The organism is Bacteroides caecigallinarum (assembly GCF_021530995.1).
GTDB lineage: Bacteria > Bacteroidota > Bacteroidia > Bacteroidales > Bacteroidaceae > Phocaeicola > Phocaeicola faecigallinarum.
Window position 1 is genome coordinate 1 of record NZ_JADYTF010000223.1, and the last position, 1694, is coordinate 1694.

At 45.9% G+C, this 1694-nt stretch carries 2 protein-coding genes; both read right to left on the reverse strand.

Features of this window, described 5'->3' with window-relative positions; all coding sequences use genetic code 11:
- A partial coding sequence (locus I6E24_RS16175) for an ATP-binding protein (RefSeq protein WP_235329721.1) occupies positions 1-1102 on the reverse strand: 1102 nt, incomplete at its 3' end.
- A gap of 14 nt (positions 1103-1116) precedes the next feature.
- Positions 1117-1694 (reverse strand): Rpn family recombination-promoting nuclease/putative transposase (locus tag I6E24_RS16180; protein WP_235329723.1); only part of this gene is annotated, 578 nt, incomplete at its 5' end.

The following is a 1694-nucleotide window of genomic DNA, read 5'->3' on the forward strand; positions in this document are numbered from 1 at the left end:
ATGTCATGAAGGCATTCTTCACATGCTTGTTCGGGAACCCCAGCTTGTAGATATTCGATTTCTTATCGTAATCTTTAATCGTCAGATACCCGCTCTGATAAATCACCGGAATAAGATTTTTCGATGCAGTATCGTTACTATCCAGCAGACTGCCGTCTATCTCAACCCCTTCCAAATCTCCAAAGTCAGAATCTCTCTTTTTAAGCATTTTCACCAGAAACGAAGGCGTTCCAACCTCTATCCAATTACTCATTAACTGTTTAGAATCCAGAGTAATCATTAAACCTGACAGGTTATAAATATCCACACAATCCTCGTTGAAGTGATACCCGTCGTACAGTTCCTTCAGTTCCGCCTTCGTTTCCTCTTCCGACATATCGTTTGCTGTCCCCAGCTCCTTTATGCCTTCCTTGAACTCGGAATGCAGTTCCTCCTCCGTGATACCGCAAATGCCGATATATGCAAACTCCATCGATATATCCCTCAGATTGTTCAGGTCGCTGAACACACTCACCTTTCCGAACTTCGTCACCCCCGTAAGCAGGGCGAACCTGATATATCTGTCCATCGACTTCAACGCCCCATAGAAAGCCTTCAACGTACTCCTGTACTCATTCTGCAACTCCTCGTCATCTATGGCCTGCAGCATCGGCTTGTCATATTCGTCCACCAGGATAACCACCTGCTTTCCTGTCTTCTCATACGCACACCTTATCACGTACATAAATCTCTCCTCAGGCGACCTGTCTTTCTTCTCGTCACCGTATTCAGCCTCCCACATCTCAAGGTGCATGTTCAGAATTTCCAGAAGCGAAGCCTTATTCTCATATCGCTTCGTATTCAGGTCCAGATGCAGTACAGGATATACCGTCCATTCCTTTTCCAGTTCCGCAATCTTCAGCCCCTCGAACATCTCCCTCTTTCCGCTGAAATAAGTCTCCAGCGTGGAGATAAGAAGACTCTTTCCGAACCTGCGCGGACGGCTCAGGAAATAATACTTACCATTATCCACCAGATCAAACATCATGTCTGTCTTGTCGATATAAAGATAACCGCCTTCGCGTATCTCTTCAAAATTCTGTATTCCTATAGGGTATTTCATGTGAGTTGTTGAGTTTATAAGTTCTCTATCTCTTCTGCTGTAAGTCCTGTAGCAGCCTGAATCTGTTCTGTAGCCAGTCCCAATGATTTCAGGTTACGTACTATTGCGTTTTTTTCTTCACGCCATTTCGCTTCAGTTATTTCAATTCCCTGCGCTATGCCTTTTTCAATGCCCTGCGCCATGCCTTTTCTTTCCGCATCACTCACTATGGTCTTCTCCACCCTTACGGCATCCCAGAAATCATCATATCCCAGCAGTTGCGCATCGCTGAAAGCCGATTCCTGGATTTGTGTCACGGCCTTATTTATTTCCGGATTGTCCATCAGCTCCTTAGGAATTTCCCGCGTATTCTCGTCTATCTCCGTAAGATACCTCAGCCATAGCACGTGCATCTTCTTCTGGCTGAAAGTCTGCGGTTTGAATTTCGGAAGTTCCACGAACACGAACCTCAGTCCGTCAATCACCCTGTCGGTCTTTTCCATGCACACAATCCTGTAGTCGTGATAATAGCTCTCCATTTCCGGTTCGAACACATCGTTCACCAGGTTCAGCGAATAAACCGGCTGCAGCAGCTCATACTTCTCCTTGCCGT